This is a genomic window from Acinetobacter sp. V116_7 (assembly GCF_056735735.1).
On record NZ_JBWZIF010000015.1, the window covers coordinates 1 to 21,363 of the forward strand.

A 21,363-nucleotide genomic window follows, 5' to 3' on the forward strand; every position below is an offset into this window, starting at 1 on the left:
GTTTCCCATGTGAGAGTAAGTCATCGCCAGCTCATTATTCTAACACCCCCAACTTAACAGTTGGGGGTGTTTTTTTACATGCGGGTAATAAATATTGAGGGGTTTTAACTAAAAAAATTCATATTATTTTGATATTTGCTTATGATTTAAATAATTAAAATAGAGTTTCTGCCTATGCAGTTTAAAATCATCGCAGCTCATGACCTAAATAAGCAACAACAGCAACAAATTGCTGAGCTGTGTTTTGCTGCTTTTGATGAAGATCCCTGGAGTCAATATACCTTCATGCAAAATTCTGTACATATAATAGGCATATTGGGTGGTAATATTGTGTCACATGCTTTATGGACAGATCGAATTTTCACCTTAAAAGATGGAGTCACTGTAAAAACTGCTTATATAGAATATGTGACTACTGATTTCAATATGCGTGGGAAAGGACTCGCATCTAAATTATTAAGATATTTAACCAATGTTTTAACTACTTTAGGCTATGAACTCGCAGCATTACAGCCTGAAGATGATACATTCTATAAAAAATTAGATTGGATTTCGTGGTGGGGAGATTTATACATCAAACAAGATGCTTCCACTTATCTAACAGATGATTATCAAATTATGTTATTTCCGTTGAGCGCTCAGCTGAAAGAGCGACTAACTCATAATTTAGAAGACGATATTATTTGTGCCGATTGGAGAGAGGGTGAGCTTTGGTAACTCGCTATATAAAATTTTGGAAAACCTTACTTTAGTGTGTAACCAGAAAATTAGGGTAGTGTTAATAACGTAATATATGGATGAGAAAATAAACTTATTTAATCTAATAATTTGATTTTTAAAATAATTCTTAATTTTTTGTTTCTTAAAAAGAAATCTATGATAAGAGACACTCCTCATTTAAGAATTCAGGCATTACTTAGCTTTTCTACTTTCCTGTTTATTCTAGAAGCTTATAATGATTCAGAATCATTCCAAATCTAATAAGGATATAACATGTCTACTGATCAGCAATTTCCAACACCCAATAATTTAGGAATAGCAGTTTATCCAAATAATGCAGAAGCTATTGGCAATACTCCTTTAGTTCGCATTAATCGTTTGATTAAAACTGGTGCAACCGTATTAGCAAAAGTGGAAAGCCGTAACCCTGCATTTTCTGTGAAATGTCGTATCGGAGCGGCACTAATTGCCGATGCAGAAAAGCGTGGTGTGTTAAAAGAAGGCATGCATATTATTGAACCAACCAGTGGTAATACGGGTATTGCATTGGCTTTTGTTGCAGCTGCTAAGGGTTATCCAATTACTTTAACTATGCCTGCAAGTATGAGTCTTGAGCGTAGAAAAGTATTAAAAGCACTTGGTGCCAATTTAGTTTTAACTGAACCAGCGAAAGGGATGAAAGGTGCAGTTGATGAAGCCATACGATTAGCAGCTGAACAGCCAGATGTTTATTTCTTACCTCAGCAATTTGAAAATCCAGCGAATCCTCAAATTCATGTAGACACAACCGGTCCTGAAATTTGGCAAGCTACAGGTGGACAAGTTGATATTTTGGTTGCTGGCGTAGGTACTGGTGGCACAATTACTGGTATTTCTTGTTATTTCGAACAAGTTCAAAATAAACCTTTGTATTCTGTAGCCGTTGAACCTGCTGAGTCTCCAATTATTACTCAAACTAGAAATGGAGAGAACATTACACCTGCGCCGCATAAAATTCAGGGAATTGGTGCGAACTTTATTCCAAAGAATCTTGATTTGGATCTTGTGGATGAAGTCTTACCAGTGACTAGCGAAGAAGCAATTCAGTGGGCAAGAAACTGTGCAACCCAAGAAGGTATTTTAGTGGGTATTTCAAGTGGCGCAGCTTTGGCTGCGGCGGCAAAAATTGCAGAACGCCCTGAAAATGCTGGTAAAACTATTGTTGTTATTCTGCCAGATAGTGGGGAGCGTTATTTATCTTCTGTTCTGTTTGACGGTTTATTTGACGAATAAAATTAACTGTATAAAAAAGCCCATCTATTGATGGGCTTTTATTTAATCTTATTTATAAAGCACTTTTTAAAGCTTTTTGATGACGTTTAACAGATCGAGCATATTTTTTCGCTTTGTGACGGGTCCAGAAGCTTCGCTCATATCCAGTTGGTCCTACATTATAATAGGCCGTGGCTTTGAACCAACTATCCGCGGATTGATAATAATGATTTAAGATATAAGCACCACATTGAATATTTGTAGATTCATCATACAAATTACCAGCACAAGTTTGTTGCCAATAGCTGGGAATAATTTGAGTTAAACCTACTGCACCCGTAGGCGAGAGGGCATTAGTATTGTAACTTGATTCTTGTCTTATGACTGCGGCAAGTAAAAGAGGGGGCACGTTATATTGGTCAGCACTTTGAATAATTATTGGAGATAACCGATTCGCTGTGCTTTGTGGAACAGAATAAGCTTTTTGTAGACCAGACGAGAGCTTATTTGAACGCCATGAAAATGAACCACTATTCGGGCCTAAGCTGGTACACCCCGTCATTATTGTCATTAAAGCAATTACAAAAAATTTGAGACTCAAAATGTTTATTTGAGTTGGTTTAAAATAATTGTTAGATAAAGATGAGGTAAGCAAAATACAAAACCAATAATCAAATTTCAAATGAAATCATGGTATTCAGCTGTAACTACTCGATCAATATAAGTTCTGTTGCTCAGCACAAGCAAATAGTGAGAATTTTGTACAATTAAAATGAAAAAACCCCGACATCCTGTCGGGGTTTTTTCGTATTCAGCTTATGTAGCTAACTCCTGTCAACTACCGCTTCCTGCGTTCTTATTCTTCTTCAATGAGACATCCTGTCTCTCTATGTTTGATATATTATGAAAAAATACTAAAGATGAATATCCGCAAATCACCGCAAGTTTTGTACGTTTTAACTTACAGATCAACTTACTTAAATACGATGTCGACAAGTTTCTGGGCTATCGGCGCACAAATCAATACACTTAGAAAAGCCAATATCCATGCAATAATCCAAGCCGATACCCACAATGAAAGGAAATGATGATTTAGTCCCACTACTTTAAAAGTTGAAATACCTGAAACTATAAAAGACATCATTCCTGATAAAATTAAGAGAAATAAAAGCCTCTGTGCTTTCATGGTCTTATATTCCTTGATAAGCATTTAAGGTCAATGCAAAATTTTCTCCAAATTGTTGGGCAGTTTTAATATCTCCTTCATCAAACCTATCGGCATTACTGCCATGTTCAGCCTGAGCCATTAAGCCTGACCATGAGCCTAGACGATTGGCTGCTTGAGTATAAGGAATACCTTGGTGTTGCTCAGGCATAATCGGGTTGCCGACCCATAACATGCCGTGTTGCATACAAAAGGTAAAAATCGAAATTAATGTCGATTGTTTATCACCAGCGGGAAGAGAGGAAGCGGTAAAGCCAGCTGATAGCTTTCCTTTAAAGCTCTGTTTTTTCCATAATGGACCCGTTGCATCCATAAGTTGTTTTAACTTGGAAGATACACCACCTAAATAAGTAGGAGATCCCCAAATTAACCCGTCATATTGAATTAGAGTTTCTGGGCTTTCGACAAGATGTTCAGCATTGAGTAAATCTACTTCGATATTTTCTTGGCTCAAAATACCAGTTTGAATTTGCTGAGCAATAAATTGGGTGTGGCCTTGGTGGCTATGATAAATAATGGCAACGGTTTTCATGGGTAGTTTCCTCTTTATTTAAAGTTGAAATAGTTTTGCAGTGAGATATAAGCCACAACCAAAAACACTATGGTTCATCAAACTTTTTAGACAGTTCAGAAAAGGATGCGGGGTTTTTGACGAAGCAAAGCCACTACCCATCGCAGGTTGCATAATAAAAAAAGGAATGAGAACGGTGACTACACCAAACAGAAGTGCTGAATAAAACTGAGGATGGCTAAGCCAAGTTGAGCCAACAATTAAAAGAAAGCTAAATGAAAAGATTAGCCCGACACTATAGTGAGCAACCCAACCTAATAAATATTCACCCTTAATTTTAGGGCTTTGAGCTATAGATTGATGGATGATTTTTCCGTGGAATACCCAGCCGACCCAGCGACCGAGAAAGGCGAAATTTAAGGTTGGAATTTTGAATATCTTTAATGTTAACAGCCAGATATCCATCATAATTGTTGCGCCAATGCCGAGACATAAAGCCTGAAAGAACAATGTGGAGAGATTCATTTTGAAACCTTGCTTTTATACGTCTGAAACGTGATAAATTTATTGTGCAAGTTAAAGTTCACTTGAAGTCAAGAGGTTGTTATGGATATTGGTAAAGTCGCTAAAAGGGCAAAAGTCACAACAGCAACACTACGTTTTTATGAAGAGAAAGGATTAATTAAATCGATAGGACGGCAAGGTTTACGTCGGCAGTATGGTAAGCAGGTGCTTGATCAGCTAGCACTCATTGCTTTAGGTCGTGCCGCAGGTTTTTCTTTAAATGAAATCGCAACAATGTTTGGACAAGATGGTAAGCCAGAACTTGATCGGCAAAAACTAAAAGATAAAGCTGAACAGCTAGAACACATGGCAAAGCGATTACATTTTATCAGCCAAGGATTAGAGCATGCTGCTGTATGTCCTGCTGAAAATCATATGGAATGTTCAACCTTCCAGAACTTTTTAAAAGCAGCAATTGCTGGAGAATTTCAGCCAACGAAACTTTAATTCTTTTTGATGAAGTTATTTAGTTTGTGTTTGTATTGAACAGAGGAGTTTGTCATATTTTCGCCATAAAGATTTCATCTTTTTGAAGTAAAAACTTCATATAAGCTTGATTAAATTTGCTTAATTTTTTACCAACTGTATAAAACTATGAGCAAAAAAACATTAGTGGCATTATTATGCTGTGCCAGTTTAGGATTGACGGCATGTAATGATGATAACGATCAAGAACAAACTTCACCTACTGAAAAAGTTACCGAACCGACCTTAATTTCTTTTGCCAAATTACCTGTAGAAACTTATGCGGCTGGCCCAGACTCTGGGGCATATGTGAAAGGTGCAAATGGTATTTATCCTCCATTTAAAGGGCAACCTGTACAAGGCTTTTCTGCTGCATTAAAAAATGAAGATGGCAGCTATATGGCAATGGCCGATAACGGTTTTGGAACTCAAGATAATTCAGCAGACTTTTTACTTCGTATTTATAAATTAAAGCCTGATTTCAAAACTAAAGTTAAAGGCACTAGTCAAGTGACTGTGCAAAGCTTTATCCAGCTGCGTGATCCGAACAAATTAATTCCTTTTAATATCGTGAATGGTGATACAGCTGAGCGTTTATTAACGGGCGCTGATTTTGATCCAGAGTCTATGCAACGTACTAATGACGGGACTTACTGGATTGGCGATGAATTTGGACCTTATTTACTTCATTTTTCAGCGGATGGTGTATTACTAGATGCACCAATCGCTTTACCAAATCCATTAAATCCGACTCAAGAATTACGTTCACCACAAAATCAGTTTAATAAAGCGCAAATTAATTTTGTAGAGCCTTTGGTTCAGCAAAGTGGTGGTTTTGAAGGAATGGCAATTTCACCGGATGGGCAGTTTCTTTACCCTCTTATAGAAAAGCCAATTAAATCAATTCGAGAAACGGAACGACAATTATTGATTTCTCAATTTGATGTGAAGAAAAAAGCTTACACAGGAAAATATTATTGGTTCCAATTAGACAGTAAAGCAACCAATATTGGTGACTTCCAACTCTTTAATGATAAAGAAGGCATTATTATTGAGCGTGATGCGACCCAGAATAATTTAGGCGGCTATAAAAAATTAATTCGTATTAAATTAAATGAGTCAGGTCAACTTGTTAGCCGTGAAGATTTAGTCGATTTAATTAAAATTGCTAACCCAAATATGTTGTATGGCACAGCTAGAGCAGGGGATATTGGTACGGGACAGGTTTTTGCTTTCCCATTTGAAACCATTGAAGATGTGATTATTGAAAATGGTACAACACTTACCGTTTTCAATGATAATAATTTCCCTGGTTCGACAGGACGTAATGCAAAATTAGCTGACGATAACGAGATTATTCAGATTCGTTTGCCAAAAGCTTTGTTCTAAGCTCTATAAATAAAAAATTAAAACTGCGGCGGATTTTGTTCCGCCGTATTTATTCCAAGAATAAAATTTTGAGTAAAGTTTAATCAAATTAATTTCTATATTGTTGTTTTCGCATGTTTTATAAACAGGGAAAATGAATGAAATTCATGTTAAAATGATCGGCTTTCATCTTTAGATGTCTCTCCTCCATCTGCTAGCCGAGATTCGCAACCCATGTCTACTGCCTACACCATGCAAACTGCGCCCAAAGCGCTGTTTGATTACGACAAATATTGGGCGTCGTGTTTTGAACCCGCACCATTTTTGCCGATGTCACGAGAAGAAATGGACCAACTCGGCTGGGATGCATGTGACTTTATTTTAGTCTGTGGCGATGCTTATATTGATCATCCATCGTTTGTATCAGGTGTCATTGGGCGTGTTCTTGAAGCACAAGGTTTCCGTGTTGGAATTATTGCGCAGCCAGACTGGACCAATGTTGAAAGCTTCCGCGTTTTAGGTAAGCCAACAATTGCTTGGGGTGTGACCGCAGGTAATATGGATTCGATGATTAACCGTTATACGGCAGATCGTAAAATCCGTTCTGATGATGCATATTCACCAAACAATGAACCAAATAAACGTCCTGACCGTGCAGCAACAGTATATTGTCAACGTTGTCGTGAAGCTTTCCCAGATGTACCAGTGTTATTAGGTGGTATTGAAGGTAGTTTACGTCGTATTGCTCACTACGATTATTGGTCAGATAAAGTCCGTCGTTCGATTTTGATGGATTCAAAAGCCGATTTGCTCATGTATGGTAATGGTGAGCGTGCCATTATTGATGTGATGCATCGTTTGGCGAAAGGTGAAAAAATCCACGAGATTACTGATGTTCGTGGTACAGCATTTATTATTAATAAACATAACAAAGCATCAAAAGCAAAGTTTGTTGAAGTTGCGAGTAATGATGTAGATACGATTGGGCGTGTTGATCCAATTATTAACCCATATGTCATGACTGAAGATATTGATGGCTGTGAGGTTGAAAAAGAAAAAGGCAACTCATTAGCTCAGTATCAAGATTTCCAGAAAGAGATTGTTGCAAACCCGATTGTGCGTGAAGGCGACAAACTAGATGACGACACTCAAATCGTTCAATTAAAGCCGACACCGTCAAAAGCAATTAAACACAAGTTACCTCCACGCGAGTTAGCGGTAATTCGTTTACCTTCTTTTGAAGAAGTGTCAAATGATCACGTACTTTACGCGCATGCAAACCGTATTTTGCACCTTGAAACTAATCCGGGTAATGCCCGTGCTTTGGTTCAACGCCATGGTGAACGTGATGTTTGGATCAATCCTCCACCAATTCCTCTAACCACTGAGGAAATGGATTATGTGTTTGATCTTCCATATGCGCGTTTGCCCCATCCTACTTATGGCGATGCTCGTTTCCCTGCATTTGATATGATCAAATTCTCGGTCAACATTATGCGTGGCTGTTTTGGTGGCTGTACATTCTGTTCGATTACAGAGCATGAAGGTCGTATTATTCAAAACCGTTCGGAAGATTCGATCTTACGTGAAATTGAAAAAATCCGTGATACAGCGCCAAACTTCACCGGCATTATTTCAGATTTAGGTGGTCCAACGGCAAACATGTACCGTTTGCACTGTAAAGACCCAGAAATTGAGAAGAACTGTCGTAAACCTTCTTGTGTTTATCCGGGTGTTTGTCAAAACTTGCATACCGATCATGCACCTTTAGTACAGCTTTATCGTAAAGCACGTGCGATTAAAGGTGTGAAGAAGATTCTGATTGGTTCAGGTTTACGTTATGACCTTGCCGTACTCAACCCTGAATATGTAAAAGAACTAGTACAACACCACGTTGGCGGTTATTTAAAAATTGCTCCTGAACATACCGAAAATGGTCCTTTATCTAAGATGATGAAACCGGGAATTGGTACGTATGATCGTTTCAAGCAAATGTTTGACCGTTTCAGTAAAGAAGCAGGAAAAGAGCAATATTTAATTCCTTACTTTATTGCAGCACATCCGGGTACTTCAGATTATGACATGATGCACCTTGCAATTTGGTTGAAAAAGAATGGTTTCCGTGCTGATCAGGTACAGACGTTCTATCCATCACCAATGGCAACTGCAACAACCATGTATTATTCGGGCAAAAACCCGCTTGCTAAAGTCGCTCGTTATACTGAAAAAGTTGATATTGTAAAAGGTGAAAAACGCCGTCGTCTGCATAAAGCATTCCTACGTTACCATGATCCAAATAACTGGCCATTACTTCGTGAAGCTTTAAAAGAAATGGGCCGTGCCGATTTGATTGGTAATTCAAAGCAGCACTTGATCCCGACCTATCAGCCACAAGGCACTGCGGAAGGTGAATATAAGTCGGCACGTAAGAAGAACTCTTCTGTAGCGGGTGATTCAGCAAAACGTGGTCAGGGGCAATCTCGTTCAGCAGCAGGGCAAAAACGTCCACAAAAAGGACAGGTTTTAACCCAGCACACTGGTTTGCCTCCTCGTGAAACAGGTGAGAAAAGACCATTTGGTGGAAAAAGTAAACCTAAAAGCAAGGTTCGTGGATAGTGATAAAACAGGCTCTTAAATAGAGCCTGTTTTGTTCTTAAAGTATTTATTTAAATCGTATAGTGAGATTTTTGAAGATTAAAAGTACAAAAAACGTAACGAATAATGATAAATAGCAAAAATCTGACGAGCTGCACTTGATTGTTGTAGACTCTATGATTATAAATAATGTGAGGGTGGCTAAATTTAAGCCAAGCTTGATAACTACAAGTGAAATTACTAAGTGAACCTTTTAAAAAACGGCTGTGTCGTTATCAATTAAAACAAAGTGTGATCTAGCAAAATCATTATAAAAAACCTAAAGGATTGGACCCATGTACTATTTAATCACGATCTTATTATTATTTTTGGCTGTTGTAATGGCAGTGAAAAGTCTTTCGCGAAGGCATCAACATGATAGTGCCTTGAAGCGCCGTGCAGTATTAACTAGCCATGAGCAAATGACATTAACCAGACTACAAACAGTTTTACCTAAATTTACCGTGTTGGCACATGTATCCTTTGATGCCTTATTAACTACAAAATATGCGCATACACGTCGAAAATATCAAAATATGGCAGCTGATTTTGTTGTACTTGATCAAAATTATCAGGTTGTTGTCATTGTGGTTCTTGGCGAAAATGGTTTACGCCGTGCGCATCAACAATATGAACGTCGTCTATTACAATTGGCCGGCTATCGTGTACTGCATTACAGTGAGGTGCCTGATTATCACGATCTAAGAAGGGACTTATTGACACCAGAAACAGAGATGGCAACTTTACATGCAACGCCGCAACTAGAAAGAATGTCAAATGCGTTTGTGAAGTCTTAAAAATTAGAGATTATAGCAATTGATTAGAGAACTCATTAAAGAAGATCTTAATAACATGCTGACATTAAAAATGTTAAAACTACTAAAAAATTGAGCAATATAACTAGGGATATTGCTCAATTTAGTGTCATTTTATATTTATAAAAATTATGGAAGTACTGCAACAACCGTCATTTCTACAAGCACGTCCGGCGCATAAAGTTTAGATTCTACACAAGTACGTGCTGGTGGATGTCCTTCACTAATCCATGCATCCCAAACAGCATTCATTGCTGCATAATCTTTGTCGATATCTTTTAGAAAAATCATAACAGAAAGAATATGGGTTTTATCTGTTCCAGCTTCTGCCAATAGACGATCAATATTATCTAAAGTTTGTTGAGTCTGTGCTGTAACATCTACGCTTGTATCATCTGCGAGTTGGCCAGCTAAATGTACCAAATTACCTGAAATCGCAACTTCGCAGTAGCGTGAAGTCACGTGTAAACGCTTTACCGTCATAAAAATGCTCTAGGGTGGTTTTATTTAATAGTTTTGATTTTATGAAGAGTTACTGGGTTGGTGCAAGCAAGCAGAAAGGAATTTCAGTAGATTATTGTGATGAAGGGATATCTAAGCCATGTATCAGAAGAGCCCTGTAATATTCGGATTTGGTCGTCACGCCAATCACAGGACGATATGCCGAAAGTAAAGGTTGCTTTGGCATGTTGCAAATACATGGGTAATGAATATGCGTTGATTAGGTTACTCTAAAGTCTCAGTAAAAGGGAGTCTATTTTGTTTAAAAGTTGCTCTTTTGGGTGAAAATTAATCAATCACCAAAGGTTAAGTTGGAAGTCATCCGCTTGGGTCTGTAATTGATAAACTCCTATACCAATTAAGCGGAACTGAAAATGTTCAGGAATCTGCATTTCATTTAATAATAAAAATAAAACTTGGATTAAGTCCTGTAGCGACTGGATCGGTCTTTTAAAGCTTTTACTATGTTGTAAAGTCTGAAAATTCTTGAGTTTAAGCTTAATATTCACACCACGTGCATTGAGCTGTTTTTTCTCTAAGCTTTGCCAGACTTTCTCGGCTAGTCCCTGCCAATAGGGCTGACATTGAACCAAAGTAAAGTCACTATCGAAAGTTGTCTCTTTCGAAATTTGTTGGCGAGCTCTTTCAGCTTGAACAGGTCTATGGTCAATTCCTTGTGCATATAGATAGAGCTGTTGCCCATATTTACCAAAGTGGTGAACTAAAACAGCCTCTTCAATTTTCTGTAAATCGCCCAAAGTATGTAGTTGAAGTTGCTGTAATTTTTCCTGAGTGACTTTACCGACGCCAGGAATTTTTTTAAGGGGCAGGTCTTGAATAAAACTAGCGACTTGCGAAGGTTTGATTACACATAAACCATTAGGTTTGTTCCAGTCCGAAGCAATTTTTGCCAAAAATTTATTGGGGGCTACACCTGCTGATGCAGTCAGTCCAGTTAACCTAAAAATATCTTCCCGAATATGCATCGCAACCTCGGTTGCACTCGCAATCTGTTTTAGATTTTCTGTGACATCCAAATAGGCTTCATCGAGCGATAAAGGCTCAATAAGCAGAGTATATTGCTGAAAAATAGAGTGAATTTGAGCGGAAACTGTGCGGTATTTTTCAAAATTTGGCTCAATAATAACGACTTGAGGGCATAGTTTTCTTGCCTGAGTCATCGACATGGCTGAACGCAGACCAAATTCACGGGCAGGATAGGATGCAGCAGCAATGACAGCTCGCGGATGATGCGAAGAAATAACCACAGGGAGATGCTTTAGATCAGGACGCTCTCGCAATTCGACTGATGCATAAAAGGCATCCATATCGATATGAATGATTTTGCGCATATTATTGTGCTTTTACGATGCCTTGCTGCTGTAAGAATTGGTGCCATTCTTTGACTGAACCCTCATAAACATTTAAGTCTACGGGCTTTGTTATCCCTTCAATTTTACCCTGATTACTATGCTGCCAAAAGAGCCATTTTCTCTTGTCTTTAAGTTCAGGTTTTCCTTCATAATCACGAACCCAAAGTGGTGTATTAGGAAAGCTACCGATTAACACAATGTGATAAAAAGTTTTAGAAATATAAAAGATAGGCTGTTTGCCATAATGCTGTTTTAGGCGATCATGCATGATGCCTATTTCTTTAAGTAATTGTTCTTTGGTATGCGAATTAATACAGTTGCTGTCGTATTCCAGATCAATGACAGGGGGGAGCGTATCTGCTTTTTTTGGAACTGTTGCAATAAAATTATCTGCTTGTGTTTTACCATCACGACATAGACGATAAAAGTGGTAAGCCCCTACATGAAGCCCATGTTCACGAGCTTTGAGCCAGTTTTCTTGAAATTTTGAATCTTTGTAATCACCACCTTCGGTTGCTTTCAAATAAACGAATTGGAATTTTTCCGGCGATATTTTTTTCCAGTCAATATCACCTTGATGATGAGAAATATCAAAGCCTTGAACTGGATAATCTTGAGCAATTGCTTTTTGTTGGTAAAACAGACCAAAGTAAGTGAGAACCCCCATAACACAAGCTAGAACAATCCCGATTAGGGTGTTATAGCGTGGTGCAGAAAAGGTTTTAGCCAGTTTGGTCATGCAAAACTCATTACAGATTTGAAGCCGACATCATAACGTGATTCAAGAGGGAGAAACCACGCTAAAAATGCAACGGCTTATACGGGGGTATTTTTTGGAATTTGCCAGAAAATAAGCGCTGTAATGACATTTATGCACCCGAGGCAAATTAAAGTGACATGGAATGCAGTGGTCACATGGTCAGCTCCATAATAATTAGTAAAGATATTAATGAGCGTGCCAGCGAGTGCCACGCCAATACTCATTGATAGCATCATGATCATCGATAAGAAACTATTACCGCTGCTTGCATCTTGTTGAGGCAGATCTTTTAAGGTCAATGTGTTCATACCCACAAATTGCAGTGAGTTTAATGTGCCAAATAAGAAAAAGTGCAAGGCTCTAAACCAAGTTGGAGTGTCAACTGTCATGATGGCGAAAGAGGCGATACATAACCCGACCAGCGTTGTGTTGATGAGTAAAAAACGTCGATAGCCAATCTTTTGAATAATGGGTCTGACAATTGGCTTTGAAAATAATGAGCCTAGGACCAAAGGAATCATCATTAAACCGGCAATAAAGGGTTCAAAGCCAAAAGCGACTTGTAGCATGAGCGGTAAAACAAAAGGTAAGGCATTACCACCAAAGCGAGCAAAGAAATTACCTAAAATACCAATCGCATAAATTTTGTTTCTAAAAAGTCGGCTACGGAACAACGCATTTTGATGAGTATGAGAGTGATAGGCATACCAAAGCGTTGCAATTATGCCGACGACTAAAAGTGAAATGCTGAACCATTTTGAATATTCAGGTGAGGCTAAATGTTCGATACCCAAAGACCATCCAATCATGGCCACCACTAATAAGATGAAGCCGCCTAAATCAAATGTTTTGACTGAAGGTTCTTTTAAATTAGGCATGACTTTTAATGTCATTAAGATGCCTAAGATACCCATGGGAATATTGATGAGGAAAATCCAGTGCCAAGTTGCAACTTCAACTAACCAGCCACCTAAAGTTGGACCAGCCAACGGCCCGAGTAAACCTGCAAGACTCATTAAGCTCATTGCAGCTAAGAACTGAGTTCGTGGAATAATCTTTAAAAGTGATAGTCGACCAACAGGAAGTAGTAAGGCTCCACCTACGCCTTGGATGACTCGGAAAAATAAGAGTTCATTGAGACTCTGAGAAAGACCACAACCTAAAGAGGCTAAAGTAAAAATAACGATTGCCGATAAGAAAATATTTCTAACACCAAAGCGGTCTGCTAACCATCCACTTAAAGGAATGCATGCAGCTACTGATAAAACATAGGCCACAACTACGCTATGCATGCGTAGAGGGTCTTCATTTAAATGGTGAGCCATTGCAGGAATAGCTGTATTTACAATTGTTGTGTCCAAAGCCTGCATAAAAAAGCCAATGGAAACCAAAAGTACGAGTAAGCGATATTCAGGTTGCAAGGCTTGGTGAGTCGGCGTGGCATTCATAACATTTGAAAGTTAACGTTTTGGTCTAGTGTAAAACAAATTGAAAGTAAAAAAAGTAAGACAATGTTGATTACCCCTTTAATAAATCTAAGTGCTTTTGAAGGTAGCGGTGAAAATAGTTAAAACAAAAAAAGCGGCAGAACCGCTTTTTTATGGAGAGTAGGTGAGTAACTAAACAACAAATCTTTTCGGCATTTTTAAATTTTTAATGACGTTATAAATTTGATCGACATCATCACATACAATTAATTTAGCTCGGTGCTGAAGGGGAAGAAAACCTTCTTGAACCGCATGGTCTAGTTGGGCAATCAATGCATTATAAAAGCCATTTACGTTATACAAAATCATGGGTTTTTGGTGTTGGTTAAGTTGGCCCCAAGTGGCTATTTCCAATATTTCTTCGAATGTTCCTAAACCGCCGGGTAATGCAATAAATGCACTTGCACGCTCTGCCATCATGGCTTTGCGCTCGTGCATGGTTTCTACGATATGTAATTCGGTTAAGCCAGCATGGGCTACTTCATAGTCGAGCATAAATTCAGGAATGACACCGACAGCTTCTCCGCCGTTTGCGAGAACGCTTTCAGCAACTTGTCCCATTAAACCAATACTGGCACCACCGTAGACTAAACCGAAACCTTGGTCAGCAATTCCATGAGCGAGTTCAATCGCCTTTTCTCGGTAGATCGGGTTATTTCCCGCACGTGAACCACAATATAATGCAATAAGAGGTTGTTTTGTTTTTACAGCTGTTATTGGTGAATCATTTACTGCCATTGTTAATACGCTATTCATTGTTTTATTTTCACCTTATCACGTTCATATTTCTTGTCTACACTAAGCAAAAAATATGACAACTTTATAAGCAGATTTATAGTAAAGACTAACGTTTTGTATGGGTTTAGTGAATGCCTGTCATGAACAAATAAAAATGATGAATTTATGTTAAATCTTGCCTATACTAAAAATTCGTTTAACAACATATGAACAAATATGGGTAGTGGTTGTAGTCGCTCCGTTTTAATTTCTTGTCCTAAAAAAACATTTTCCCTCTTTTGTATGGGCATGCCTGCTGTGTTGCCAAATAAAGATAAAATCCAATCAGCACAGGAGCAGGATCGATGATCTTTGAATGGATGTCTGATCCATCTGCTTGGGTGGGCTTAGCAACTTTAATCGTTCTTGAAATTGTATTGGGGATCGATAACCTCGTTTTCATCGCTATTTTGGCCGAAAAACTGCCGCCAGAGCAGCGAGCTAAAGCACGTATAATTGGTTTAATACTCGCCTTAGGAATGCGGCTAATACTTTTAGCCTCGATTGCTTGGGTCGTGACACTGACAGAACCACTCTTCCATATTTTTAATCACCCATTCTCTGGCCGTGATTTGATCTTGTTGTTCGGTGGTGTGTTCTTGCTCTTTAAAGGCACCATGGAATTGCATGAGCGCATGGAAGGTAATCAACTTCATAAAGAAGATAACCCTGTTCATGCTGCGTTCTGGATGGTTATTGTTCAGATTGTTGTGCTTGATGCTGTGTTCTCGTTAGATAGTGTGATTACCGCTGTAGGTATGGTGAAAGAGCTGTCAATCATGATGGTTGCAGTTGTAATTGCTGTCGGAATCATGTTGTGGGCATCGAAACCGCTCATGGACTTTGTGAATAAGCATCCAACGGTCGTTATTCTGTGTCTTGGTTTCTTGATGATGATTGGTTTCTCTTTGGTGGTGGAAGGTTTTGGTTTCCATATTCCGAAGGGCTACTTATATGCTGCAATTGGCTTCTCGGTTTTGGTGGAAATTATCAACCAAAGCATGCGTCGCAATCAGGAAAAACTGGTTACAACCACCGACTTACGTTATCGCACTGCTTCAGCCGTGTTACGTATGCTAGGAAGTAAAAGCAGTGGTTCTAGCTCAGATACGCAATCTTCTGATAAAGAAGACGTATTGGCTACACAAGCTTTTGCAGATGAAGTATTTGATGAAGAAAATGGCGCTTATCATAGTGTGCTTGTGCAAGGTGTTCTTAGTTTATCAGAACGTCCTGTAAAGTCTGTTATGACTCCACGACCTGAACTTGAGTGGATTGATTTAGACGACGAGCCAGAAGTTTTAAAAGAACGTTTAATGTCAATGACACACTCTCGTTTGATTGTTGCACGTGGTGAGCTTGATAATATTGAAGGTATTGCACTTACTCATAAAGTTCTAAATGGCTTTATTGAAACAGGTGTGGTCGATTTCCAAAAGCATTTACGTGAACCTGTCATTGTGCATGAAAATGCTCAAGTACTTATGGTGATGGAGCAATTACGTCAAGCACCGTTACAAATGGCAATCGTTTTAAATGAATATGGTTCAATTGAAGGTATTGCAACGCCAATTGATATTTTAGAAGCCATTGCGGGTGAATTCCCTGATGAAGATGAGCTAGATGCAGCAGCTGAGAGCTTGGCAGATGGTTCATTAATACTTGAAGGTTCAACGGACATTCGTCACGTATCGCTTTTATTAGGCCGTGATTTGGTTGATGAGAGTGAACAGTATTCAACTTTGTCGGGTTACTTGCTATTCCATTTAGGCCGTTTACCAGAAAATGGTGAAGCTGTTGAAGCAGATGGTTATCGCTTTGAAGTGATTACGATGGAAGGTCATAAAATTGAGAAAGTTCATATTGTTTCTATCGAACAAGATGAATCAAAAGATTAAATGACATTTTAAGTCTAGAAACATCATAAAATAGCTCAACTCTGAGCTATTTTTTTATTTGAGAAACACATAATGACTCAACACACTTGTCCATGTGGAAAAGGCAGCTATGCAGAATGTTGTGAGCCTTTACATTTAGGCACAGCAAAGGCCCTGACAGCAGAGCAGCTGATGCGTTCGCGTTATAGTGCTTTTGCATTACAGCAAATTGATTATATTGTTCAAACAACCGCTTTAGGCCAGCAAACTGCACTTGATAAAGATGCCATTGCAGACTGGAGTAAACAAAATCAATGGTTGGGTTTAGAGGTCGTTAACACCAAAGAAAAACTCGATAAAACCCATGCACAGGTTGAATTCAAGGCACATTATCATGATGGACAAAAAGCTCAGGTTCACCATGAGGTTTCACATTTTGTATATCATCAACAACAATGGTTTTTTCTTGATCCCACGGTAGATATGCATGTCACCATGAAACAGCCTTGTATATGTGGCTCTGGAAAAAAATTTAAACAATGCTGTGCACAATTCCTATAACTTTATCTTAAAATACGCGCACCGTTTGGCCTGAGGGAAAGGGCAATGTTACTCACCGTTATTTATATTATTGCGATTACTGCCGAAGCCATGACAGGCGCACTGTCTGCTGGGCGACGGAGTATGGACTGGTTCGGTGTCGTACTGATTGCCTGTGTGACTGCTTTAGGTGGTGGGTCTGTACGTGATGTATTACTTGGTCACTATCCTTTAACTTGGGTAAAACATCCTGAATATTTAGTTCTGACTTGTTGTGCTGCATTTGTCACAATCATTATTGCCAAATGGATGCGTCACTTACATAACATCTTTTTGGTGCTCGATGCTTTAGGTCTAATTGGATTTACCATTATTGGTTGTCAGATTGCCTTACAAATGGGGCATGGTTTTGTCGTATCGGCAGTAGCAGGGGTATTAACTGGAGTTTCTGGCGGTATTTTGCGTGACATTTTATGTAACGATGTTCCGTTCGTTTTCCGTCGTGAACTTTATGCGAGTATTTCTTTTGTAGCAGTCATTTGCTATTGGGTATGCTTAGATTTGGGATTCAGTTTAGAGTTAACTGTTATTTCAACCTTAATTTTCGGTTTTACTCTGCGTTTGATTGCGATCTATTTCGGCTTAGAAATGCCTAAGTTTATTTATAAAGATGACGATGCAGAATCAGCTTCATCAACCGATGAACATTAATCATGCAAAATACGATGTGAGCATGCTATAACAATTAAATATTGTATTGCTCACTTATTCTTTCCAGTAGAGTTTTCTTATGGATCTGGTTTCACGTATACAAAATCTTCCAATTGGCAAATTCCACTACACTTTATTGTGGGTAGTTGGTTTAGGTTGGATGTTTGATGCGATGGACACCGGTATCATTGCTTTTATCATGACAACGCTTGTTAAAGACTGGGCATTAACACCAGCCGAAAGCGGTTGGATTGTCAGTATTGGCTTTGTAGGAATGGCGATTGGAGCAGTTTGCTCGGGAGCTTTAGCCGATCGTTTTGGTCGAAAGACAATATTTGCCACAACCATGGCAATTTACAGTATTGCGACTGCCTTATGTGCTTTTGCTCCAGATTTAAAATGGTTACTGATTTTCCGTTTTATTGTTGGCCTTGGACTTGGCGGGCAGCTACCTGTTGCGGTGACATTGGTGAGTGAATATATACCCTCACATGTGCGTGGTCGTTTTATTGTATTACTTGAAAGTTTTTGGGGTTTAGGCTGGTTAGTTGCAGCGTTAATTTCTTATTTTATTATTCCTAAATTTGGCTGGCACATCGCATTTCTGATGGGCGGCCTACCACTAATTTATATTTTAGTAATTTGGAAAAAACTCCCCGAGTCGATACCGTACCTGATTAACCGTGGACGTATCGAAGAAGCGCATGCTTTAGTACAAAAACTAGAAGCTCAGGCGGGTGTTCAAATTGTTCATCACATTGAAGTTGTGCCTGTCGCCATACAACAAAAAGTCTCTTTTAAACAACTTTGGAGTGGCCCTTTTGCACGCCGTAGTTTAATGCTTTGGCTCATTTGGTTTGGAATCGTCTATTCCTACTACGGTATCTTTACGTGGTTGCCAAGTTTATTGGTAAAACAGGGCTATGACATTGTTAAATCTTTTGAATATGTTTTGCTGATGATTTTGGCGCAACTGCCGGGGTACTTGGCGGCGGCGTGGTTTGTAGAACGATTGGGTAGAAAAATTACTCTTGCTTCATTTATCGGGTTTTGTGCACTGTCTGCATATTTCTTTGGACAAGCCGATAGCGTAAATAGCATTATGTTTTGGGGCTGCCTCATGTCGTTCTTCAATTTAGGGGCATGGGGCGTGTTATACACCTATACGCCAGAACAATATCCAGCCAATATTAGGGCTTTCGGTTCGGGCTGGGCATCGGCAATGGGGCGATTAGGCGGAATTTTGGCGCCGATTGTGGTTACCCATATGATGGTTGCAAAGCATGGGTTTAGCCATGTTTTTATGATGTTTACCGTTGTTTTACTTTTGGTCGCGGCTGTAATTTTAATATTAGGTGAAGAAACCCAAGGGAAAAGACTAGAGTCGATAGGCCTGTAGTTTTGCCTAACTTTATAGCAAGTAACTAAAAATATAGAGAGATGAGACATAATTTGACGCTCAGGTGACAGACTCCCTCTTGTGTCTGTAACATAGCCCACTTAGCATAAGACTCATTTAAAATAACGACTGATTTGGAAGATAAGCTGACTATGACCAGCCTTGCGCATCAAGCGACAGAAAACCGCTCTGTAGCCGAATTTACTGAACAGGCTTACTTGAATTATGCCATGTACGTCATTATGGACCGTGCATTGCCGCATATCAGTGATGGCTTAAAGCCTGTACAGCGCCGTATTGTCTATGCCATGAGCGAGCTAGGCTTAAAAAATAGCGGCAAGCCAAAAAAATCAGCGCGTACAGTAGGTGATGTGCTCGGTAAATACCATCCTCATGGTGACTCGGCATGTTATGAAGCGATGGTATTGATGGCTCAGCCATTTAGTTATCGTTATCCTTTAATTGAAGGACAAGGTAACTGGGGGGCGCCAGATGATCCTAAGTCATTTGCTGCGATGCGTTATACCGAAGCAAAGCTTTCTGCTTACAGTGAGTTATTGTTAAATGAGTTAGGTCAGGGTACAACTGACTGGCAAGATAACTTTGATGGTTCATTAAAAGAACCTATTACGTTGCCAGCGCGTATTCCTAATATTCTACTCAACGGCACAACCGGTATTGCCGTTGGTATGGCGACGGATATTCCTCCACATAATTTACGTGAAGTGATTAAAGGAACGATTGCATTAATTCGTAACCCGCAAACTTCAGATGAAAAATTGGCTGAATATATTCCAGGGCCAGATTTACCAACAAAAGCTGAAATTATTACTCCGCCAGAAGAATTACTAAAAATCCAGACCACTGGTCGTGGCAGTTACCGCATGCGAGCGGTTTATACCATCGAAAAAAATGAAATCGTGATTACTGAACTGCCTTATCAAGTATCGGGCTCTAAGGTGATTACTCAAATTGCCGACCAAATGCAGGCCAAAAAGCTGCCATTAGTCGTTGATATTCGTGACGAGTCGGATCATGCAAACCCAACACGATTAGTGATTGTACTTCGCTCTAACCGTATTGATGCAGAAGCGGTAATGAGCCACTTATTTGCAACCACCGATCTAGAGTCGAGCTACCGTGTTAATTTAAATATGATTGGTGAGGATGGTCGTCCTCAGGTTAAATCGATTCGTCGTATCTTGCTTGAATGGATTGAGATCCGTAAAAAAACGGTAACTCGCCGTTTAGAATATCATTTAAACCGAATTGAGAAACGCCTGCATATTTTGGCAGGTCTTTTAATTGCTTATCTTGATATTGATACAGTGATTCGTATTATTCGTGAAGAAGATCAGCCTAAACCTGTATTGATGGAACATTTCAATATTGATGAGATACAGGCAGAAGCAATTTTAGAACTCAAGTTGCGTCATTTAGCAAAACTTGAAGAGATGGAAATCCGTCATGAACAAGATGAGCTTGCTGCAAAGGCTGCCATTATTCGTGAGCAATTAGAAAATCCAGAATCTTTAAAAAATCTGATTATTGGTGAGTTAAAAGAAGACGCGAAAAAGTTTGGTGACGAACGCCGTTCTCCAATCGTGGTGCGTGCTGAAGCTGTTCAGATTAAAGAACAGGATTTAATGCCAGCTGAAGCAGTAACGGTGGTTTTATCTGAAGCGGGATGGATTCGTGCTGCAAAAGGTGCGGATGTTGATGCAGAGAATTTAAACTATCGTGCGGGTGACCAATATTTAAGCCATGCTGTGGGTAAAACCAATCAACGGATCTATTTCCTTGATGAGACAGGGCGTAGTTATGCCTTGCCTATTAGCAGTTTGCCATCAGCAAGAGGTTTGGGCGAACCTTTAAGTTCTAAACTTGCTCCTGCAAGTGGCGTGTCATTTATTCAGGTTTATCTAGAAGATGAAGAGTCTGAACTTATCGCTGCGAGTACTTCTGGTTACGGGTTTAAAACTCAAACCAAACAGTTAGATACTAATGCCAAGGCAGGTAAGACATTCTTGTCTGTTCCTGAAAAATCAAAAGCTTTACCATTGATATCTGCTCAAAATATGACGCACTTAGCGGTGCTCAGCTCAGCAGGTCGACTCTTGATTATTGATTTGGCAGAACTACCAAATCTAAATAAGGGTAAAGGTAATAAGTTGATACAACTTGATGCGAAAGAGCAAATTTTATCCATGACAACCCTGAACTTAGATGAAATAATTCAGGTGGTTGCAGGTCAGCAACATCTAAAATTAAAAGGTGATGATCTACAAAAATATATGGGTAAACGAGCTTCAAAAGGTCAGCTCTTACCACGTGGATATCAAAAAGCAAATAAACTGTTGATTCAGAGATAAAGCTAGCGTCTGG

General features: G+C 39.1%; 20 protein-coding genes and 1 pseudogene. 12 read left to right on the forward strand and 9 right to left on the reverse strand.

Features of this window, described 5'->3' with window-relative positions:
- Positions 1–174: 174 nt before the first annotated feature.
- Both AC1PJP_RS06840 and cysK read left to right on the forward strand, forming a co-directional pair.
- On the forward strand, positions 175–717 hold the full coding sequence (locus AC1PJP_RS06840) for a GNAT family N-acetyltransferase (RefSeq protein ID WP_479766721.1): 543 nt from the start codon (positions 175–177) through the stop codon (positions 715–717).
- A 276-nt stretch (positions 718–993) separates the two neighbouring features.
- Entirely contained in the window at positions 994–1,992 is a 999-nt protein-coding gene (gene cysK, locus AC1PJP_RS06845) for a cysteine synthase A (protein WP_479766722.1), read from the forward strand.
- Between the two features lie 52 nt (positions 1,993–2,044).
- Here cysK and AC1PJP_RS06850 read toward each other — a convergent pair whose 3' ends face one another.
- From AC1PJP_RS06850 to AC1PJP_RS06865, 4 genes are all read right to left on the reverse strand, one after another.
- The gene (locus AC1PJP_RS06850; RefSeq protein WP_128825346.1) at positions 2,045–2,653 is read right to left on the reverse strand and encodes a lytic transglycosylase domain-containing protein; all 609 of its coding nucleotides are present in this window, start codon (positions 2,651–2,653) and stop codon (positions 2,045–2,047) included.
- A gap of 291 nt (positions 2,654–2,944) precedes the next feature.
- Entirely contained in the window at positions 2,945–3,157 is a 213-nt protein-coding gene (locus AC1PJP_RS06855; protein WP_479766723.1) for a DUF2798 domain-containing protein, read from the reverse strand.
- A gap of 4 nt (positions 3,158–3,161) precedes the next feature.
- A complete protein-coding gene (locus AC1PJP_RS06860; RefSeq protein ID WP_479766724.1) occupies positions 3,162–3,728 on the reverse strand; it encodes a flavodoxin family protein in 567 nt (188 codons plus the stop codon).
- An 18-nt stretch (positions 3,729–3,746) separates the two neighbouring features.
- On the reverse strand, positions 3,747–4,232 hold the full coding sequence (locus AC1PJP_RS06865) for a DUF2938 domain-containing protein (protein ID WP_479766725.1): 486 nt from the start codon (positions 4,230–4,232) through the stop codon (positions 3,747–3,749).
- A gap of 81 nt (positions 4,233–4,313) precedes the next feature.
- Between AC1PJP_RS06865 and AC1PJP_RS06870 the strand changes: the two genes are divergently transcribed.
- The 4 genes from AC1PJP_RS06870 (at position 4,314) to AC1PJP_RS06885 (ending at position 9,535) form a co-directional block, all read left to right on the forward strand.
- A complete protein-coding gene (locus AC1PJP_RS06870) occupies positions 4,314–4,718 on the forward strand; it encodes a helix-turn-helix domain-containing protein (protein WP_151827869.1) in 405 nt (134 codons plus the stop codon).
- Between the two features lie 147 nt (positions 4,719–4,865).
- A complete protein-coding gene (locus AC1PJP_RS06875; protein WP_479766726.1) occupies positions 4,866–6,125 on the forward strand; it encodes an esterase-like activity of phytase family protein in 1,260 nt (419 codons plus the stop codon).
- Between the two features lie 213 nt (positions 6,126–6,338).
- Positions 6,339–8,720: a YgiQ family radical SAM protein gene (locus tag AC1PJP_RS06880; RefSeq protein WP_192835098.1), complete on the forward strand. Its 2,382-nt coding sequence runs from the start codon at positions 6,339–6,341 to the stop codon at positions 8,718–8,720.
- Positions 8,721–9,034: 314 nt separating this feature from the next.
- Positions 9,035–9,535, forward strand: coding sequence for a DUF2726 domain-containing protein (locus AC1PJP_RS06885; protein ID WP_013199159.1), 501 nt, complete (start codon positions 9,035–9,037; stop codon positions 9,533–9,535).
- A gap of 147 nt (positions 9,536–9,682) precedes the next feature.
- Here the strand turns inward: AC1PJP_RS06885 and AC1PJP_RS06890 are convergent, their stop codons facing one another.
- On the reverse strand, positions 9,683–10,036 hold the full coding sequence (locus tag AC1PJP_RS06890; protein WP_004795237.1) for a RidA family protein: 354 nt from the start codon (positions 10,034–10,036) through the stop codon (positions 9,683–9,685).
- Positions 10,037–10,229: 193 nt separating this feature from the next.
- On the opposite strand from AC1PJP_RS06890, the pseudogene AC1PJP_RS06895 reads away from it, so the two are divergent.
- Positions 10,230–10,346: pseudogene (locus tag AC1PJP_RS06895) on the forward strand (hypothetical protein).
- 4 nt (positions 10,347–10,350) lie between these two features.
- On the opposite strand, the gene dinB reads toward AC1PJP_RS06895, so the two are convergent.
- The 4 genes from dinB to AC1PJP_RS06915 all read right to left on the reverse strand — a co-directional run bounded on the left by dinB (position 10,351) and on the right by AC1PJP_RS06915 (position 14,430).
- A complete protein-coding gene (dinB, locus tag AC1PJP_RS06900; protein ID WP_107882386.1) occupies positions 10,351–11,406 on the reverse strand; it encodes a DNA polymerase IV in 1,056 nt (351 codons plus the stop codon).
- A 1-nt stretch (position 11,407) separates the two neighbouring features.
- Positions 11,408–12,166 carry a glycoside hydrolase family 25 protein gene (locus AC1PJP_RS06905; protein WP_479766727.1) on the reverse strand — a complete coding sequence of 253 codons (759 nt, stop codon included), beginning with the start codon at positions 12,164–12,166 and terminating at the stop codon, positions 11,408–11,410.
- A gap of 77 nt (positions 12,167–12,243) precedes the next feature.
- On the reverse strand, positions 12,244–13,635 hold the full coding sequence (mdtD, locus tag AC1PJP_RS06910; protein WP_198308283.1) for a multidrug transporter subunit MdtD: 1,392 nt from the start codon (positions 13,633–13,635) through the stop codon (positions 12,244–12,246).
- Between the two features lie 171 nt (positions 13,636–13,806).
- Positions 13,807–14,430, reverse strand: coding sequence for an LOG family protein (locus tag AC1PJP_RS06915; RefSeq protein ID WP_013199154.1), 624 nt, complete (start codon positions 14,428–14,430; stop codon positions 13,807–13,809).
- 326 nt (positions 14,431–14,756) lie between these two features.
- Here AC1PJP_RS06915 and AC1PJP_RS06920 point away from each other — a divergent pair, with 326 nt between their 5' ends.
- From AC1PJP_RS06920 to parC, 5 genes are all read left to right on the forward strand, one after another.
- Entirely contained in the window at positions 14,757–16,349 is a 1,593-nt protein-coding gene (locus AC1PJP_RS06920; RefSeq protein ID WP_192455830.1) for a TerC family protein, read from the forward strand.
- Positions 16,350–16,421: 72 nt separating this feature from the next.
- Positions 16,422–16,889, forward strand: coding sequence for a YchJ family protein (locus tag AC1PJP_RS06925; RefSeq protein WP_416703098.1), 468 nt, complete (start codon positions 16,422–16,424; stop codon positions 16,887–16,889).
- Positions 16,890–16,934: 45 nt separating this feature from the next.
- Positions 16,935–17,579 (forward strand): trimeric intracellular cation channel family protein, encoded by a 645-nt coding sequence (locus AC1PJP_RS06930; protein WP_004795225.1) that lies wholly within the window; start codon positions 16,935–16,937, stop codon positions 17,577–17,579.
- Positions 17,580–17,658: 79 nt separating this feature from the next.
- The gene (gene niaP, locus AC1PJP_RS06935) at positions 17,659–18,978 is read left to right on the forward strand and encodes a niacin transporter NiaP (protein WP_005301502.1); all 1,320 of its coding nucleotides are present in this window, start codon (positions 17,659–17,661) and stop codon (positions 18,976–18,978) included.
- Between the two features lie 152 nt (positions 18,979–19,130).
- A complete protein-coding gene (parC, locus tag AC1PJP_RS06940; RefSeq protein ID WP_013199151.1) occupies positions 19,131–21,350 on the forward strand; it encodes a DNA topoisomerase IV subunit A in 2,220 nt (739 codons plus the stop codon).
- Positions 21,351–21,363 lie beyond the last annotated feature (13 nt).

Bases quoted from the DNA above. Each gene is read 5' to 3' on its own strand.
- AC1PJP_RS06840 (WP_479766721.1), top strand. From the start codon at position 175: ATGCAGTTTAAAATCATCGCAGCTCATGACCTAAATAAGCAACAACAG.
- cysK (WP_479766722.1), top strand. From the start codon at position 994: ATGTCTACTGATCAGCAATTTCCAACACCCAATAATTTAGGAATAGCA.
- AC1PJP_RS06855 (WP_479766723.1), bottom strand. From the start codon at position 3,157: ATGAAAGCACAGAGGCTTTTATTTCTCTTAATTTTATCAGGAATGATG.
- AC1PJP_RS06860 (WP_479766724.1), bottom strand. From the start codon at position 3,728: ATGAAAACCGTTGCCATTATTTATCATAGCCACCAAGGCCACACCCAA.
- AC1PJP_RS06865 (WP_479766725.1), bottom strand. From the start codon at position 4,232: ATGAATCTCTCCACATTGTTCTTTCAGGCTTTATGTCTCGGCATTGGC.
- AC1PJP_RS06870 (WP_151827869.1), top strand. From the start codon at position 4,314: ATGGATATTGGTAAAGTCGCTAAAAGGGCAAAAGTCACAACAGCAACA.
- AC1PJP_RS06875 (WP_479766726.1), top strand. From the start codon at position 4,866: ATGAGCAAAAAAACATTAGTGGCATTATTATGCTGTGCCAGTTTAGGA.
- AC1PJP_RS06880 (WP_192835098.1), top strand. From the start codon at position 6,339: ATGTCTACTGCCTACACCATGCAAACTGCGCCCAAAGCGCTGTTTGAT.
- AC1PJP_RS06885 (WP_013199159.1), top strand. From the start codon at position 9,035: ATGTACTATTTAATCACGATCTTATTATTATTTTTGGCTGTTGTAATG.
- AC1PJP_RS06890 (WP_004795237.1), bottom strand. From the start codon at position 10,036: ATGACGGTAAAGCGTTTACACGTGACTTCACGCTACTGCGAAGTTGCG.
- dinB (WP_107882386.1), bottom strand. From the start codon at position 11,406: ATGCGCAAAATCATTCATATCGATATGGATGCCTTTTATGCATCAGTC.
- AC1PJP_RS06905 (WP_479766727.1), bottom strand. From the start codon at position 12,166: ATGACCAAACTGGCTAAAACCTTTTCTGCACCACGCTATAACACCCTA.
- mdtD (WP_198308283.1), bottom strand. From the start codon at position 13,635: ATGAATGCCACGCCGACTCACCAAGCCTTGCAACCTGAATATCGCTTA.
- AC1PJP_RS06915 (WP_013199154.1), bottom strand. From the start codon at position 14,430: ATGAATAGCGTATTAACAATGGCAGTAAATGATTCACCAATAACAGCT.
- AC1PJP_RS06920 (WP_192455830.1), top strand. From the start codon at position 14,757: ATGATCTTTGAATGGATGTCTGATCCATCTGCTTGGGTGGGCTTAGCA.
- AC1PJP_RS06925 (WP_416703098.1), top strand. From the start codon at position 16,422: ATGACTCAACACACTTGTCCATGTGGAAAAGGCAGCTATGCAGAATGT.
- AC1PJP_RS06930 (WP_004795225.1), top strand. From the start codon at position 16,935: ATGTTACTCACCGTTATTTATATTATTGCGATTACTGCCGAAGCCATG.
- niaP (WP_005301502.1), top strand. From the start codon at position 17,659: ATGGATCTGGTTTCACGTATACAAAATCTTCCAATTGGCAAATTCCAC.
- parC (WP_013199151.1), top strand. From the start codon at position 19,131: ATGACCAGCCTTGCGCATCAAGCGACAGAAAACCGCTCTGTAGCCGAA.